The following is a 17,283-nucleotide window of genomic DNA, read 5'->3' on the forward strand; positions in this document are numbered from 1 at the left end:
GTATTTAATAATTTCCCTCTATGCCGGCTTTATTCCTATCTTTCTTAGCAAGCAATACAGCACTGAACACCAATATGATAATACCGCAAATGATAAAGCCTGCCTGCGGCCCCAGCTTTTCTGCAATACTTCCGGTAAAGAAATTTCCGATTGGAGTTGTACCCCCAAACACCAGCGTATAAACACTGATTACCCTTCCCCTGAACTCATCCTTTGAGTTGACCTGCAGTGTCGAGTTTGCAGTGGTAAAAAACGATGTGATGAAAAAGCCTGCTGCAGCCAGCAATATGGCTGTAAAATAATAATGTCCCGATAAACCTATCATTACAAGAAGAACTGCAACACACAAAGGGTTTAGTATAAGTACTAGTCTCCCCGGTTTGATTTTACTATTTACAGCAGTTAACAAAGCACCTGACAGAGAACCTATTCCCATAAACGACATAAGAAAGCCGAAACCCATCTCACCATGGTTCAATATGTTTTTAACAAGTACAGGTACAAGAACACTGAAGTTCATTGCAAATATGCTGATAACAGTTACTGAAAGAATGTTTCTGTATAGTATCCTGCTGCCCGATATATACACCAACCCTTGCCGTACTTCATACAATAAGCTTTCCCCGGCACTTCTATGCCTTATGACAGGCTCTGTATCAATACGTACAAGTCCGATTAGAACAGGTATAAAGCTCAAGGCATTGAGTATAAAGCAGAAGGCTATCCCTGCAAAACCCATAAGTATACCTGCTATAGCAGGGCCAACTATTCTTGCAGCATTGAACACAGCCGAATTAAGAGCGATAGCATTCATCAAGTCAGACCTGCCGACCAGCTCAATCATAAACGACTGCCTTGTTGGCATATCAAAAGTATTTATCAGTCCCAGTAATGTTGCAAGCACCAGTATATGCCAGTATCTGATATGCCCGGTAAATACCAGTATTCCCATACTTGAAGCTGTAACCATGGATAAGCCCTGTGTCAGTATCAATATTTTCCTTTTCGGCAGCTTATCTATAACAGCCCCTGCAAAAAGTGACAACAGCAGCATGGGTAAAAATTGCAGGGTACCCGCCAAACCGAGCAGGAACGGCGACTTTGTAATAGAATAGATCAGCCATGACAGTCCTATGTTTTGAATCCATGTTCCTGTTAAGGAAACGATCATGCCAAACCAGTAGTATCTGAAATTTCTATGCCTAAGTGCAGGAAAGAAATCCTTTACTTTTATCCTCAATCTACTTGAAATCATCATATTGTACACTTTCAAACGAGATATATAACATATATTAAATCATATACAGGTAAAAAAATCACCTGTAATTTCACTAAGTTTCAATCATCATCCAAATAACCTTGAACTTTATTAGCTGATGGATATGGTATTTGCAATATTTTTACATTATTTGTAGAATTTTTCCAGGAAATATACTATAATATTTTCATAAAAAATATACTATATTGTTTTGACAAACTGGAAAAGGTGAAAAAATGCATAAATCAAATAAGCAAGCCCATGCAAACGTACAACTATATATTTATGATATTCTGATAGTCGGCTTTTCCTACCTGCTCTCGTATCTTATAGCATATCAGATAACTACACTGAATGATATACACGAATATATGTGGATTCTCATAATATACATACCGTTATTTATACTTATAATGAACAATTCAGGAATGTACAACAATACAACCTTTATGTATTATGACCGGATTTTGCGGAATATTTTATTCTCTTCACTGCTTTCAGGTTTATTTATTGCTGCCATGATATTCTTCATAAAAGAAGATACATTCAGCCGCATACTATATATGTCATTCTTAATAACCTGCATTACTCTTCTGGTAATTGCACGTTATATTTACACATTTGTAATAAGAAAACACTCAAAAAACGGTATTAAGAACATAATCATTATCGGCAACAGCAGGATTGCAGATAAATTCATTTACTACCTGGGAAAGACAGACATATTGATAAACATAGTTGAGTATATCCGTATAGACTCCAAAAAACAGCTTGAAGACCAGATCAGACTGGGTACTTTAATAGCTTTAGATGAAATTCTGAAGGAAAAGGTCATCGACGAGGTTATTTTTGCTGTTCCTAAAAATTATATAAGCGAAGTTGAAAAATACGCATTGATTTGTGAGGAAATGGGGGTTACCATAAGTATGGTTCTGGATCTTTACAAATTTAAAGTCGCCAGAACATGCCTGACAAGCATTGGAACTCTTCCGATGCTCACTTTTCACACCGTATGCCTCAACAGCTTCCAATTGTTTTCTAAAAGGCTGATTGATATCGTAGGATCTATTGTAGGCTTGCTGATTACCAGCGCAGTTTCTATATTCATAATACCTGCAATAAAAATTGATTCACGTGGCCCGATATTGTTTTGTCAGGAAAGGGTCGGTATAAACGGCCGTAAATTCAAGCTTTATAAATTCAGATCTATGACCGTGGATGCAGAAGACAGAAAGAAACAACTCCTATCACAAAATGAAGTGAGTGGAAATCTGATGTTCAAGATAAAAAACGATCCCAGAATAACAAATGTAGGAAGATTTTTAAGAGCTTCCAGTCTGGATGAGCTTCCGCAATTCATAAATGTACTTAAGGGTGAAATGAGCCTGGTTGGTACAAGACCACCTACATGCGACGAAGTCAACCAATATGAAAACCACCACTGGAGGAGGATAAGTATAAAGCCCGGGCTTACCGGGATGTGGCAAGTAAGCGGCAGAAGCGAAATAACAGATTTTGATGAGGTTGTAAAACTAGATACCCAGTACATAGACAACTGGTCTGTTTGGCTGGATATTAAAATAATCTTTAAAACCTTCAAAACAGTATTTTCTAAAAAAGGGGCGATGTAAACCCTCCACAGCAGTTTTCTTTTTGACATTACGGCTAATTTTAGTATCATATCATGGCATTACGGATAATATTATATACAAATACAATTTTCAAGAATCAAACATAATACATAACAATTAATTATCAAAACAATATCTTTACAGCCTTTTCCCTTTACAATATGACATAGACATATAGCTAAAGCGAAAGGAGAGCCCATTATGATATATAAGGTTATCTTTGCTGCAGTTTATGGAAGTATCACACTATTTACAACAGCGATACTTGCGCTGTTATTACCTGTTTTACTGTCTTTGAGCGGGGTCAGTTTTATATTTTACTATAGAAAATAGCAGGATTTTAGCACTTCATCAGCAGATCTTCTGCATTTTTAAAGTACACACTATGTGCAAATTCCTGTCCTGCCCACCCCACAACCCTTTCATAGGCTCTGCCTGTATATTCTCTGTAATCATAAGCATCATGAGCATCGGAGGCAATAAAATGTATCAGCTTCATTTTAATAATCTTTTTTGTGAAAGCCTTAACCTTCCACCCATTGTGTCCAAGTATGCTTGCTGAGTCTACCTGCATCAGGTATCCAGCTTCAACCCATTTTTTATAAAGCGAAAAATTTCCTGCCAAAGTACGGTTTCTCTCCGGATGTGCAATCACTGGAGTGAACTGATTTTGCCGCAGTCGGTAAAAAACATCCTCAGAGCATGAAGGAATCTTGTCGGGCGGCAATTCTATAAGAATAAACCGGGTTTTATTAAGTGCCAGTTCTTTTTTCCCAGAAACCATTTCCGGCAAAAAGGCATTCATTCGCATTTCACAACCTGCTAAAAGCTTTATCTTAAAACAGTCTGCATATCCCTGCAATTCTTCCCAATTTTTCTGTACCAATCCTGCTTCATACATATCCTGTTTGTAATGCGGTGTAGCAATTATTGCGGTTACCCCTGAATTATGAGCCTCCCGCAGCATGTTGCAAGAGTGTTCAAGTGTCACTGCACCGTCATCAATACCGAATATGATATGGCTGTGAATGTCTATCATATATAATCCTCAACATCAGTATTCCTTATCTTTTATATACTCCTCAGGGCTTTTTTCTGCTAAAAAAAGATCTTTTCCCTCTTTGAGCTGTGCATCAGTTGCTGTATCAACGATTACCCATCTGCCCTTTATATAGACCTCATTCCATGAATGATATCCTGTCACGCTTTTCGCATTTCCTTTTATCAGTTTCGCAGGTATTCCTACACTTCTTGACATTGCTGCAAACAATGAGGAAAAATCATAGCAAATCCCTCTTCTAGTCCTCATAAAAACATTCAAATCCGGAACATATCCTTCTTTTACTTTTTTCATCTTGTCATAATCATAGTCAAAATTATCTACGATATATGCATAAAGAGCTTTTATCTTACATTCATCATCCTTTAGACCCTTAGTCAGTTCTGAAGCTGCTTTTGCCACTTTGCAATCCTTGTCCCAAGAAATATTCTGTATGGAATTTAAAAATACGGCGTTTTCATTATTCAGTTCTAATGACAAAAATTCCGTCTTTAAAAAAGCATACTTATTTTCCTTAACATTTTTAAGAATACTGACCCTATATCCCCCATTTCCCATTTGAAGCGGAAAACTTTCATACGAACCGTCATTTTTCAGGTCATAGGTATACTTATGCCCATCCTTTTGAATAATTACCTTTATACGCTTATTGCCGCTTGATGTACAGCTGATCTTAACCAATCCCTTTTTTAAGGAATTAAGGTTTACCGCAACCTTGTCATCCGATGCGAGCACCGCAGTATTTGTCAAATTGAGCAGGATATAAACGCATATAAGCAATACAATACCAGTTCTACGGATAAAAAACACTCCCTTCGGTAACCAGGCTGCCACTCCCAACGCAATAAGCAGATTTCTGTTGTAGAAAGGCCCTATGGTTTTGCGTCCTTACCTTTCAGCAAGTTTGCCCTTATCGCTGTAAAGCATAAATTTATATCCACTATTTCCATAAAAATACAATTATGTATATATAATATTATAATGCAAGAATTTATACAATATAATAAAGATATTTCCCGGACAAAATATACCATTATCTCACTTTTTTATTATTTTCCCGCGGATTATCAGCCTCCTGTCTGCGTTGTAGTACGGATGGCATGTAATCAAAGTCAGGATACTGTCACTCTTATCTCCTTTCAAAACACTGATATCATCCGGAAAGACAATCAATTGCTCATATACCTCATATATGTATTTTTTTGTGTCCGCGTATAAGACAATCTGATCCCCATCCTGCAGCTCATCCAATCTTCTGAAAAAACGTGCAAAGGTATAGTTCCTATGTCCGGCAATAACACAGTTGCCAGCCCCCCCTATATCTCCAGAGCCTTTCAGGTGTCCTGCTCCTACGCTCAGGCTGTCATGGCCGGTTCCTTCAAAAACCGGAAGTTTTAAATTGATCTTTTTTATTTCTATAGTCCCTATCACTTTCAATTCCGGTTTTGGCTTTTCACCCTTTTTAGGAATAACCCTCTCTTTTCTCTCAGCAGCATTCTTAGTCTGGGCACTCGTATTCCCTTTCTTCTGGTATTTGTTATCCGGAGAAGCAGGTTTATCAACCGACGAGGTTCCGGTGTCAAATGCGGACTGCAGTTTTTCATATTCCAGTACCGGGTCCTGTGCTGCTTCCTCCCACTCCTTAAGCAGCTGGGACTGCCTATATCCTGTATAAATCCTTCCGGCGATGGGAATCAAAGCTATGATTAATCCTATGGAAATCAGAATAACTGAAATTTTTTTCATTTTTCCTCCATATGGAAATAATAGCTGGGTGCGAACACCCAGCTATTATTTCCATTCTTAATTTATCCTCTTGCGTCAGTTGATTTATTACATTCTGCTTTTCTTTCTTATGAAAACTCCGATACCTATTATTGCAGTCCCTAAGCCATAGAATATTTCCGCAGGAACACCACCTGTTTTAGGAAGGCTTCCCTTACCTTCCACAGGATCAAGAGGTACAGGCTCATCTTCTATTTCAATAATCCTGGCAACAACATCTATAGTAACTTTGGCACTATTGCTTACATTACCGTTCTTATCAATTATATGATACATAAATGTATCAATACCGGAAAAACCTGTGTTAGGCGTATATTCAAAAGATCCATCCCGATAAAACGCAAGTGTTCCGTTTTGCGGTTCACTATCATTTATTGCCATCACAGCTCCCCCTTCAGGGTTGCTGTCATTGGACAGTACACCGGGATCTTTCTCTTTCAATACCTCATCCTCACTTATGGAATACAGGTCATCTACTGCAGTAGGTGTTTCGTCCTGCAAAACCTGCATAACTGCAGCTTTTTCCCTGATAGCGACTGTTACTGTAGCTGTACCGCTAGAATTTCCGCTCGTATCGGTCACATGATATTTAAAGCTGTCATCGCCAAAAAATCCATCCTTGGGAATATACTCGAAAGAGCCATCCTTGTTAATTATAACAGTCCCGCTTATAGGGTCGGTTTCCTTGACCGCAACCAAAATACTCCCCTCCGGATCGCTGTCATTAGATAATACTCCGGGTACCTCCACCTTCAACACCTCATCCTGATCTGTGGTATAGCTGTCATTGGCTGCTGTAGGCGGCTTATTTGCCGGTGTCGTATTACTCTGATACTGCCCGTTTCCCGTATTGTCGCCCGACTCTTCGGAATTATCAGTATTCTTGTTAACACTTATAGTCACAGTAGCAGCTTCACTGGAACTCTCATGAGTGTCCCATACGCGGTATGTAAAGTAGTCACTACCCGTAAACCCCTTCTGCGGGGTATAGATAAAGGAACCGTCTGTATTCAGGGCAAGTGTTCCGTTTGCCGGGTCGCTTAGTCTAGTTGCAGTAATCGAATCTCCGTCGGGATCACTGTCATTAAGCAATATACCCGGCGCAGATATTGTAAGTACACCGTTTTTATTAACCGAATAACTGTCATTGGATGCAACCGGTGCTCTGTTCTCCGGGTTTTCTGCCGGTATGGTGTAATCCATTGAATAATTCAGAGTCTCTCTTGTTCCTTCTCCGGAAGAGCTTTTTTTATAGTTTACTACTGCCTTATATATAAGCCCTGCAGGATTTGTTTCGACAGTACCGTCTTCCTCTCCATCCAGATAGCCCATATATTCGTCTACTCCTGTTATTTCCAATATATTTGCTCCTACTTTCAGTAAACTGCCGCTAACAGTGTATACTTCCGGTATCTCCCATCCGTTATGGTCTACAAACTCTTTGGTCAAGCCGCTGTTTTTCCAGTCCCCCCTAACCTGTGCCGAGCCGATAGTATTGCCGTTTATTCTTACTTCATATCCATTGTCGCAGGTAATGTCGATCTGCATCGATACAGGATCGCCGTCGATATTGAATTCTCTCCTGAACTCTGCTATTTCTCCATTTAAAGGTTCACTTACATTAAAACTTTTCCATATCATCTTGGCATTATCAAATATCTTTGGAATCAAGCACCAGGAATCCGAAATCCATGCTTCTGATGACGATACCCAGTTACCGCAATCGTCCATGACCTGTGTTCCGGTATCACTAACAATAGTTATAGCCTTATCTTCGCTCTGGCCGTCCCCCGGTTTCTGAACAACTGCACTTGCCTGTACGCTTACCGTCTGTCCTTTAGTTAATCCTGCATCAGAGAAATTTATAACTTCAGTATATGAATCATTTATTGAAGGATTGTGTGTTTTATTCCGGGTTATTGTCCCGGCAGCAACATTAGTCTGGGTCATGCTCCAGCTGTTGTCAGTGAGCGTGAATTTTACACATAGATTTGTTCCGTCACTAGTTACACTTACATTTACTAATGAGGTCTGTGCATGGACAAAACTTATTGGGACAAATAAGAAAGTTAAAAACACTGTGATTGACAATAAAAAAGAAAAACACCTTTTCAAGCTTGCTTTCTTCATTAAATATCCCCCTCCAAAATGTATTACACTTACATTCCTCTAGAGGTAAGTCCTCTGTTTTCAGCCTCGTTTTTGGAAAAACGTGGTTAACCATCAATACACTTCAACATTTTAACATATGTCCCACCATTTCCCATATAGTACATTGAATTCTATAGCATTTTATTCCAAGTGTTTATCTTGCAAACAATACACTTTTGTATTAAGTCTTCTACCTCCTTACTTCTCCTAATCTATTTTTATTCACTCAATACCGATTAGTTTCTTTTCTGAATAAAAAAAGAAAGTAGGGAACCCATATCAGAGTTCCCGCAATAGATTTATATATAAAGTTCCAGTACTAGCCTCAAACAGCTTTATGGTCTTAGTGTGGTAGGATTTTTATCAAATCCGATGTTATTTCCGTCGGACGTCGCTATTACTGTACCTGATAAACTGGTAATATATGTTTCAATATTCGCATCGGCTAGTTGGAGGGCCGCTCCCGTTGGAATATTCATCAGATTAGTTACAGGATCACTTGTGGAGATAACTGCATGTTTTGGTGATACCGCCTGGAAAAATTCCGGCAGCATACTGTCCCATAATCCATGGTGTGCAACTTTAAGAAAATCAGATTTCAGATCATACCCTTTAGAGATCATTTCCTTCTGGGATTGGTGTACTGCATCGGCAGCAAACAGGAAGCCCGTATTGCCGTACTTCATTTTCACCACTATTGATTTGTTGTTTGAATCATAGTAATTGGTACCGTTAGGGGCTATAATACTCATGGTTACGTCGGGGTCAAGCCCGATTTGAGTTCCTGTTTTTGCTATAACCAATTCAGCGCCCTTTCTCTCGCAAATACGTAGTGTAGCGGGATACTCAACCGTACTGGGCAATATTACTTTCCCGAAATCAAAAGACTCCAGTACCTGTACCTGTCCTCCGGCATGATCCGTGTGAGGATGAGTGCTTAGAACAGTATCAATCCTATTTATTCCTACTGCTTTCAGATGATTTATAACCGGGTGTTTTTCTATCTGAGAAATATACCTGCCTGAGTCGATCAGCATTGTTTTTCCATTTGGAGTCTGTATAAGAATAGAATCCCCGTACCCTACATTAATTGTATGAACCAGCATTTTTTTCGGTACAGGCTCACCGATCGGTATATTGAATATCTCCAATTCAGCTAATTGGAATCTATATACCCTGGGTTCATCCTTGGGAGGGTTACCTAATTTCGTTACATTGACCTTCACATATCTTGCGTTCAGTGTTTCAAAGCTGAATATCCGCGGGTTCCCTTGCAGATCCTGCTGTCCGGTTACACTGCTGATTACCGAATAAACCCCATTTTCCGGCTTTACCTGTATGGAATAATCAACAGGGAATCCTGCTGTCAAGCCATTCACTGACAATATGTCACTGCGGGGAAACAGTTTTATCTGGTTAAAGCTGCAGTCTGCACCCAAGTCTACCTCTACCCACTCATTTTTGTCAGGAACCGGATTGGGGCCACTTGAGAATCCTTTCGCATAATAAAGATCACTTTTTTCTCTTCCGTCCACCAGTTTGCCTTTGCCCCAGCCGTACGCTTCAATGCTGGTTCTTGCGTTTACAATCTTCCTTAGTGCAAGATTAATTAATTCCGACATAAATCCACATCCTTTTCTGATAATAGTAGAAAACTTCTTTGTATCTAAGCCATACAGGAGTGAATTTATATATTTTTTGATGCATGATATATGAGTATTTTATATTACCGTATATTACTATATATTCAGAATTGTATATTTATGTGAACAATTAATGCTGTCTTCCGGTTATTACTGTACATAATACAAAAAAAGTTGCTGATACACTATAATCAGCAACTTAATTATCATACTGTGTTCAATTAATGAATTTTATCCCGATTTATCACATCTGCCTCACGAGCAGCATCCAGTCTTCGTTGTCAGGTTTTTGAGGAATATTGTATCTTCCAGTTTCCGGCTTTATACCATCGTTTATTATCGTATACTTACCCGTTCTCGGATTGAACCATTCTGCAGTATACACCTTGCCGGAGTCCATGTTCTTCAAAACACCCGTATCTTTCCCGATGTTGTAGAAATATACCGTATACACCTTTGAAGCATTTGTAGAAACAACAGCCTGTTCACCGTTTTTGAATTCCCCCCATGAGGTGTCACTGAACCTGGGGATAAGCCTTGACCAGTCAAGAGATGTATAAAACCCCTTTAAAAACCCGAGCTCCCTTCCTCCCGGCAAATCTATACCGACATACCAGGGTGTCCTGTGGTCATATGCGTCCTCTTTTGAAGCATCCCACTTGTTCCGCCAAACACCTGCAGCACCATAGGTATATCCATAGCTTCCACATTGAATAGCCTTATACGCTGCAATTCTGACATCCTTAGCCGTGGCTTTCGCTCCTCCTGCATCTACTCCTTCATACATAGCTTCGGTTTCTATATATGGCTTCCTGGGAAAATAATCCCAGTAGGATTTGTAATGTTCCTTAGTTCTGATTTTACTTGTTCCCCCATGACCACCCTGAGTGGCAAACCAATCATGCCATGGTTCATTCCCCCAGGTTTTCGGTTCTCCCAGGCTCTGCATGTGTCCTGAAAGAGGATGTTTGTAGCCGTCATACCTTCTTATGAGCAAAGCAACGCTTTTCCATACTTCCGGGTTATTATACCTGTTATTAATATCTACTTCCTGTGCCGTAAACCACACTACCGGATATGCGGCATACCTGGCTACCATATACTTTGCGAACAGCTCCATGCCCTTCTGTCCTGCAAAACTCTGGTCCCCAAACCAACCCATTCCCAGAGCTATCACCATCCCATTATCCGCAAGGTGCTGTATCTGTTTATCAAGATGGTTTCTAAAACCCTGCGGGTTAAGCCTGTCATATTTATTGCACCAGTATTTATTATCGAGTGATGAAGGATATGCCTGATACACAGTAAATCCTTTTTTTATCCGGTCATTTACAATATGCTTGAACTGACTTGGAATAGTGGCCCTCGGATAGTTGGTCTTATCAAGGCTCTCCGTCATACCCCAGTGGGTATCTCCAAGCCAGAAAAAAGGTGTTCCGTCATTATAAGAAAATAATCTTCTGTTATTACTTGCTCTGATAAAACCATGTTTATAAATAGATAATGTACTGGTGTTCTTCACGCACTCAATCTTTCCCATTTGATTATCAAGCTCTTTATTCTTCTTGTCCGTACAGTAAACAGTATAAGTCCATGTACCTGTCTGAGTGGGTGCGAACCTTACCTTCCAAGTGTTCCCCCCATCCCAGAAACCCGGCAGTTCTATAATAGTTTCATCAGGAGCACTGAAAACTGCATAAATCTCAACATCTTTGAACGGATTGCCATACTTCTTTCCACTTTTTAGTGTAACTTCCGCCACATGCCATTGTTGAATGTTCTTTATAACTTTATTTACAATTCCATAGCCGTTGCCACTTTCCATTGTAATGGATGAAGCAGCTTCTTTTTTAGCTGTATTTGCCAGTACCGGGACCTGAAACATACTTATACCGGAAATACACATTATAAGTAATGCGGACATTACAAGCCTGAAAATCAGTTTTGACAAAAATGCTTTTTTCACATAAACCTCCATCGACAGAGTTACATTTACAACTTAACTTTTTCCTTTATACCGTTTCTTTTGATAATATATGCAGGATTGCCTACAACAGTACAGTTTTCCGGTACATTCTTTGTTACAGTTGCGTTACAGCCTATTATAGAATTTCTTCCAATGGTTATAGGTCCTACAACAATGCCTGCCGCTGCAACCTGTACATTATCTTCAAGTATAGGGCAGCCTGTAGTACGTCCGATAGTTACCTGATGGTATACCGTGCAGTTTTCACCGATGCTCTTGGCATTGATTATGGTATCAAATCCGTGGTATATGACCAGACCGGGGCCTATCGAACCGGAATCTGTATAGATATATAGATATTTCATGGGAGGATAGAATATCTTAATCAGAACAGGCAGCAAGAAATTTCCTCTTTTCAGCCTGTGATAAAACAGGTTTCTGAATTGAGGTTCATAAAGCAGGAACCAGCTTAGATAACCCCATACAGACAGGTTTTCATTTTCCTTTTCATAAGCAACCGCCCAGCGGAGAATATCTTTCCTGATCAGTTCTTTCTCGCTGGAAATGCATAAAGCAATCATAGCCGGAATCGTTCTTATGATATTAATTTTTGCCCACAGCCTTTTCAATTTATCCCTACTCAGTTAACTCAACCCCTAATCTGTCCCATTGTATCTGCACAATAGTTTTATCCGAATTTACTAAGCCCCTGTTCCGATATACGTAAAGCCCATCTCCTCTACTTCCTTCTTAGGGTAGATGTTCCTTGTATCATAGAATATATTGTTGTTCATGATTTTTCTAAGCAGAATCAAATCCATATTTCTGAATTCATGCCATTCGGTTATTATTAAGATTGCATCTACACCCTCTGCTGTATCATAAGCATGCTTGCAAAAGGTAATGTTTTCAAAACTGTCCTCAAACATCCTCTTTGCTTCCTTCATAGCTTGCGGATCATAAGCTCTTATTAAAGCTCCGTTATTAATTAGATCCCTTATTACCGTGATAGAAGGTGCATCCCTTATATCATCGGTCTCCGGTTTGAATGCAAGTCCCAAAACCCCTATAGTTTTTCCTTTCAGGTCCCCTAAAATACCGGTTAGTTTTTGCGTTACCAGATGTTTCTGCCTTTCATTTGATTCAATGACCGATTTTACAATAGACATAGTTACTTTGTACTTTTCTGCAATGCTCACAAGGGCTTTGGTATCCTTGGGGAAGCAGCTTCCACCATAACCTGGTCCAGCATGCAGGAATTTAGGGTTTATACGGCCATCCCTGCCCATACCCTTTGCTACTTCCTGTACATTTGCACCTACTTTTTCACATAGGTTTGCAATTTCATTTATAAATGTTATCTTGGTTGCCAGAAATGCATTGCATGCATATTTGATCATTTCTGCAGTTTCAATATTTGTATAGATAAAAGGTGTTTCATTAAGGTACAGAGGTCTGTATACTTTTTTCATTATCTCCGCAGCTTTTTCACTTTCTACTCCGATTACCACCCTGTCAGGATGGGTAAAATCCTGCAATGCTTTGCCTTCCCGCAGAAATTCCGGATTTGAAACTACATCAAATTCATAAGCTGCAGCCCTTGCATCAAGCACCTTTCTGATCATTTTCTTTACTTCCTGCCCTGTGCCTACAGGAACCGTACTTTTATCAACAACAACCTTATAACCGTTCATATAAGTGCCTATATCTTCTGCTACTTTATATACATAGCGCAGATCTGCACTTCCATCCTCACCGGTAGGAGTTCCCACCGCTATGAACAAAACATCCGACTCTTCAATGGCATACTTTAAATCTGTTGTAAATTGAATCCTTCCTGCTTTAATATTCCTGTCAAGAAATACATCAAGCCCCGGCTCATAAATAGGAACCATACCGTTTTTCAACAAATCAACCTTCTTACCGTCAATGTCAGCACAGATTACGCTTAAGCCAAAATCGGCAAGACACACACCGGAAACCAAACCTACATAGCCGGTTCCAAAAATCGCTACCCTCGGGAACATAATACCCCTCCACAAAGTTAATATTCCAATACATTTATTACTTAATTTTCCTTTTAACCATTATTTTAACTTATTCTTCTTGTAAAAGTCAAAATTTTCTAAATATAAAATCAACCTGTAGCGGCAGCCTGAAAAATCTTATGGATAAATAATATGCTCTGCCTGCTCTTTCATACTGCTTTTTGCATACACAGAATCTATAAGCGCCAGTATTACAGGAAAAATGGCAATCCTGCTTGAATCTGTTATGATCAGTGTCGCCGAAGACAATATGATAAGGACTGCCACACCTATCAGCCCCGTAAGTGAGTTGCCCTTCTGCAGGCGGAAAGATAATATTAATCCTGCAGACAATTTAATTACCAACCATAAGTACCACAGTAAGCCTAAAACACCAAATGTGTTTACAAATCCGACTATTCCCACATCTTCCCTGTAAAACATCTTATCCTGCCCTCTCAGTAATGCATATGTTTCCCTATCTTCCATATTTTTTATAAATCCCATGCCGTAAAGAGGACTTTCCTTTACCTGTGAAAGGTAAAAATCAACTTCTTCAAGGCGGACCGATACACTGGTATCCTCGTTGCTGACAGAGTCCATATATGATTTAAACAAAGGAGTATTTACAAGGGCAGCTACAATAACGGCTGCAACAATACCCGTAATTATCAGATTACCGATTCTTTTCCTGAATGCAAAAACAATCATGCACAAAATACATACCAGTTCCATTACCAATGCAGCTCTTGTCTTCTGAACTACAATCAGTTCAAACAGTCCTGCCGCAAAAACAAACAGGCATGCTGCTCTGTACCTCAGTTTAAATCCGGGATTGAGATATACCCCTAAGGCAAGCAGAGTACCGGAATTTATAATATATGCAAACGCGGTGACCCTGTATCCGCCAAATCTCTCATCATATCCCAGTGGAAGTATCTGCAAATCAAAATATGATAAAAAAAGGTAGTATACGATGTAAAATACCGACAAAACCGCAGAAAATACAACTATCATCCCATATAATTTGTGGTAATTTCCGTCTTTTTTCAAGTAACAGGCCATAATGAAGTAGGAAAGCATGAGAAGATAATATTTCCCTTCAGTAACCGTATCAATAAAAGACTGTCTGTATGTCACAACACTCATGACAATTTCCTGTATGTACAGCAAGATAAAAAACAGAATATTTCCACCGAAGAAATACTTTTCACAGAAAAGATCTCTGATAAAAACGAATGTAAAAAACAAAATAACTGCCACTACCGCAAGTATAATAAACTTTATTTTGTCCGGAAACAAATTGGGGACTAGATATATCAACCCCATATAAAGTACAACAAAAATTCTCAACAGCATCAAATGAAATCTATTCAGTGTGTTGTTCATACCCTGCCCGGCTAAATCACTTAAATTTATTTCAGCTTTTTGTTCTTCACACATACCCGTAAAAACCTTATCATACATAATTTAAAATCCCGTTGATCGTTTTACTGACACACAATAAATAACTAGCCCAACATGTAAACTATCTTTTTTCCAATGCCTTATACATGTCCACCCATTGGCTCATGATACTATCCCAGCCATTATTTTCCTTCAGGTATTCATACCCCTCCATACACAGTTCCTGGTAATGGGATCTATCCTCAAATACACGTATGAACCTCTTCATTGTTTTATGCAAACTTCTGATATGCTCGTCAGAACCATGATAATCATAGCAAAACAGAAATTCCTTCTCTCCCATATCCTTTGTTATACCTATGTGCGGCAGAATAACAGGCTTTCCATAAGAAAGCGAAAGTATCAGACCACCAGAATTCAACATGCTCTTTTTACTAAACGGCATCACATTGACATCTGAAGTATTCAGGTAGCTGACCAGCTCTTCATCAGGTATAAACCCTTTTTTGCATATGATCCGGCTATCTTTTGTGCATAACGATTCGATCTCCTTTTCCAGGCATGGATCATAGGTCCACCCGCAAACAAGCAGTTTGACATTTTTCTCTTTTAGCCGGCTAAAGGCTTTTATAAGGATATCTACATTTTTATACCTGCTTATCTGACCTACAAACATGAATACAATATCACCTTTATCTATTCCCAAAGCCTCTCTCAGGTTATTGCAGGAATTGGGATAACTGCCTATATAGTTTCCATGCGGAATATATACAGCCTTTTCTTTGATTTCTTCTTCTGTCAAGTAACCCTTTAAAATATCGAGACTCTCATGTCTGCAGTGAATTATTATCTTGCTGGCATTCTTAATAACAAAGCCTCTCCACCGCAGCATAAGCTTCATGTTGTGACACTCATGGGGGATTTTATTATGCATGGTCCACACTATTTTTTTATTAAAGAGTTTTAGAAGCTTAAAATAAGCCATCATTGTGAAAACTTTTATATATGACCTGAAGGATTTGTCTGCAGCCAGCATAAGAAGCCAATTATAGTGAAATACTTTTACCTTTTTGCCAAAAACCCTCCTGGATATTCTCAATACTTTACCAATAAGACCTTTAGACAATTCAGAATTTTCTATCTGTATATTTCTTTCTTTCAAGCCATTTGTTATGTTTTCTATATACTTATTCCCGGGATGGCTGCAAGGGCTAAAGAATATTTCCATCATATATCCCTCCCAGCGAACTGTAAGAAGCCGATGAATTCTTTTTGCAAATAAAATCAATCCACAAATCACCGATCGCCTTTTTATCGAAAAGACTGCCCGTCCTTATACATTCCTTCGATATAGTGCTGTATATTTTCCGTTTCAGGTTTGCTGCCTCATGCATAGTGATGCAAAATTCGTCATACTTATGTCTGTCAAACGCAAAACCGTTTTCCTTATTCCTTATTACGGTCTGCGCTCCTTCACAGTTTGATGCTATAGGCACTACTCCACAACACATGCTTTCAATCAGTACAATTCCAAACGGTTCCCTCCTGCTTGGCAGTATAAGATAGTCATACTTGTGCAAATTACTTTCAATAAATTTTCTGTCCCTGAATCCCAGATAAATAATCCTCGGGTCTACCTCCGAAGCCTTGATTACATCCTGCTCAAGTGGTCCTTTTCCGACAAAAGTCATAGTAATATCAAGTTGCTTATTCTCGGCCATAAACTTAAGAATCCAATCGGCTCTTTTCCAGTCAATCAGTTTTCCTATAAAAATAAAATTTCTTGTACACTTATCAGTATTTTTATCTGTATCTTTAATAATGAACCTGTCAAGGTCAATAGAGTGGTATACTACACATGTATTAGCGGTATATGGCTTTATAGCATCTTTCGCAAAGTGAGTAACACAGAATGTCTCTCTATCCTTCAAAAATTTTCTCCACACACTGCGTGTAAATTCTCCACGCTTCCATTTTATTTCCTCACCGTCATCCCAACAGGTCTGTGATGTAAAATATATGACCCTGTTCTTTTTTGACATCAGGTTAAAAATATGCATATACCGGTTATATGGAGCTATACCAACTATTATGGTGTCAGTACTTTTAACAATCATATACTTAATGAGGTTTTTCATACTATTTACAACAGTTGCCGTCTTCTTAAAATTGAAGGTAAATATAGATTTTATAAAGGGTCTAACATACCGGAATACATTATAATCTATATCAAAACCATACTCTTCTGCTTTGCTGTATAACCCCTTATAGTGCTCCGGAGCATCATATTCGTGAAAAATAACGATCTTGCATTCTTTCTTTCCTATCATCTTTACCTCCGATATTTTTATCTGC

Annotated in this window: 14 protein-coding genes and 1 riboswitch; of the genes, 2 read left to right on the top strand and 12 right to left on the bottom strand. The window is 38.9% G+C overall.

Features of this window, described 5'->3' with window-relative positions:
• Positions 1–4: 4 nt before the first annotated feature.
• Positions 5–1,258 carry an MFS transporter gene (locus N3I35_00615; GenBank protein ID MCX8128587.1) on the bottom strand — a complete coding sequence of 418 codons (1,254 nt, stop codon included), beginning with the start codon at positions 1,256–1,258 and terminating at the stop codon, positions 5–7.
• Positions 1,259–1,494: 236 nt separating this feature from the next.
• Here N3I35_00615 and N3I35_00620 point away from each other — a divergent pair, with 236 nt between their 5' ends.
• Together N3I35_00620 and N3I35_00625 are read left to right on the top strand one after the other, a co-directional pair.
• Complete coding sequence (locus tag N3I35_00620) at positions 1,495–2,889, top strand: sugar transferase (GenBank protein ID MCX8128588.1); 1,395 nt, start codon at positions 1,495–1,497, stop codon at positions 2,887–2,889.
• 201 nt (positions 2,890–3,090) lie between these two features.
• Positions 3,091–3,222: a hypothetical protein gene (locus N3I35_00625; protein MCX8128589.1), complete on the top strand. Its 132-nt coding sequence runs from the start codon at positions 3,091–3,093 to the stop codon at positions 3,220–3,222.
• Between the two features lie 7 nt (positions 3,223–3,229).
• Here N3I35_00625 and N3I35_00630 read toward each other — a convergent pair whose 3' ends face one another.
• The 11 genes from N3I35_00630 to N3I35_00680 form a co-directional block, all read right to left on the bottom strand.
• Positions 3,230–3,928 (bottom strand): tyrosine protein phosphatase, encoded by a 699-nt coding sequence (locus N3I35_00630; GenBank protein ID MCX8128590.1) that lies wholly within the window; start codon positions 3,926–3,928, stop codon positions 3,230–3,232.
• 15 nt (positions 3,929–3,943) lie between these two features.
• Positions 3,944–4,759 (bottom strand): transglutaminase-like domain-containing protein, encoded by an 816-nt coding sequence (locus N3I35_00635; GenBank protein ID MCX8128591.1) that lies wholly within the window; start codon positions 4,757–4,759, stop codon positions 3,944–3,946.
• Positions 4,760–4,763: 4 nt separating this feature from the next.
• A riboswitch (cyclic di-GMP riboswitch) is annotated at positions 4,764–4,868 on the bottom strand.
• Positions 4,869–4,987: 119 nt separating this feature from the next.
• Positions 4,988–5,695: a class D sortase gene (locus tag N3I35_00640; GenBank protein MCX8128592.1), complete on the bottom strand. Its 708-nt coding sequence runs from the start codon at positions 5,693–5,695 to the stop codon at positions 4,988–4,990.
• An 87-nt stretch (positions 5,696–5,782) separates the two neighbouring features.
• Complete coding sequence (locus N3I35_00645) at positions 5,783–7,864, bottom strand: Ig-like domain-containing protein (GenBank protein MCX8128593.1); 2,082 nt, start codon at positions 7,862–7,864, stop codon at positions 5,783–5,785.
• Between the two features lie 356 nt (positions 7,865–8,220).
• Positions 8,221–9,507, bottom strand: coding sequence for an MBL fold metallo-hydrolase (locus tag N3I35_00650; protein MCX8128594.1), 1,287 nt, complete (start codon positions 9,505–9,507; stop codon positions 8,221–8,223).
• A gap of 265 nt (positions 9,508–9,772) precedes the next feature.
• Positions 9,773–11,494, bottom strand: a complete 1,722-nt coding sequence (locus tag N3I35_00655) for a DUF4038 domain-containing protein (GenBank protein MCX8128595.1) — start codon at positions 11,492–11,494, stop codon at positions 9,773–9,775.
• A gap of 26 nt (positions 11,495–11,520) precedes the next feature.
• Positions 11,521–12,123, bottom strand: a complete 603-nt coding sequence (locus N3I35_00660) for a serine acetyltransferase (GenBank protein ID MCX8128596.1) — start codon at positions 12,121–12,123, stop codon at positions 11,521–11,523.
• Between the two features lie 72 nt (positions 12,124–12,195).
• The gene (locus N3I35_00665; protein MCX8128597.1) at positions 12,196–13,521 is read right to left on the bottom strand and encodes a UDP-glucose/GDP-mannose dehydrogenase family protein; all 1,326 of its coding nucleotides are present in this window, start codon (positions 13,519–13,521) and stop codon (positions 12,196–12,198) included.
• Positions 13,522–13,659: 138 nt separating this feature from the next.
• Entirely contained in the window at positions 13,660–14,988 is a 1,329-nt protein-coding gene (locus N3I35_00670) for an O-antigen ligase family protein (GenBank protein MCX8128598.1), read from the bottom strand.
• A 61-nt stretch (positions 14,989–15,049) separates the two neighbouring features.
• Positions 15,050–16,159: a glycosyltransferase family 4 protein gene (locus tag N3I35_00675; protein ID MCX8128599.1), complete on the bottom strand. Its 1,110-nt coding sequence runs from the start codon at positions 16,157–16,159 to the stop codon at positions 15,050–15,052.
• Entirely contained in the window at positions 16,140–17,258 is a 1,119-nt protein-coding gene (locus tag N3I35_00680) for a glycosyltransferase family 4 protein (GenBank protein ID MCX8128600.1), read from the bottom strand. Before N3I35_00680 ends, N3I35_00675 begins: the two co-directional genes overlap by 20 nt.
• Between the last annotated feature and the right edge of the window lie 25 nt (positions 17,259–17,283).

This window comes from Clostridia bacterium, assembly GCA_026414765.1.
GTDB lineage: Bacteria > Bacillota > Clostridia > Acetivibrionales > DSM-27016 > SKW86.